Raw genomic sequence first — 633 nt, forward strand, 5'->3', positions numbered from 1 at the left:
GCACGTCGGGGGCTCCCGGCACGTCGGGGGCTCCCGGCACGTCGGGGGCTCCCGCATGCAGCAGGGGCGGGCCTCGGTACCGCTCAGCGCAGGGTGTGGTAGCGACCGCGGAAGTAGGTCAGCGGCCCGCTGTCCGCCGACGGCAGCTCGGTGCTGAGCACCCGGGCCACCAGCAGGGTGTGGTCCCCGGCCGCCACCCGCTGCTCGGTGCGGCACTCGAGGTGCGCGAGCGCGCCGTCGACGAGCGCGGCCCCGGTGATCCCACCCCGGACGTGCGGGATCTCCTTGAACAGCAGCCGGTCGCTCAGCCGGCCCTTCATGGCGAACCGGCCGGCCGTCTGACGCTGGCCGTCGGCCAGCACCGAGGCGGCCCAGTGCGGCTGCCGCTCCAGCACCTCGTCCATGCGCGAGCCGGTGCGCACGCTGAGCAGCACCAGCGGCGGCTCCAGCGAGACGGACAAGAAGGCGGTGGCCGTCATGCCCACGTCCTCGCCGCGCGGCCCGTCGTCCTCGTCGAACGCCGTCACCAGGACCACGCCCGCTGCCAGTCGGGCCATCGCGGCCCGGAATCGCTCTTCGCTCACCCCCTCAGCATGCGGGACGCCGGCAACTCCGGGGTCGGCGTCCCGCCCG

The 633-nt window shown here is 75.2% G+C and carries 1 protein-coding gene; it reads right to left on the reverse strand.

Going from position 1 to position 633, the window contains the following annotated elements:
• Window positions 1–83 precede the first annotated feature (83 nt).
• Window positions 84–584 (reverse strand): flavin reductase family protein, encoded by a 501-nt coding sequence (locus ACYVE9_RS25720; RefSeq protein WP_461030293.1) that lies wholly within the window; start codon window positions 582–584, stop codon window positions 84–86.
• Window positions 585–633: the final 49 nt, after the last annotated feature.

The organism is Streptomyces sparsus (assembly GCF_054776295.1).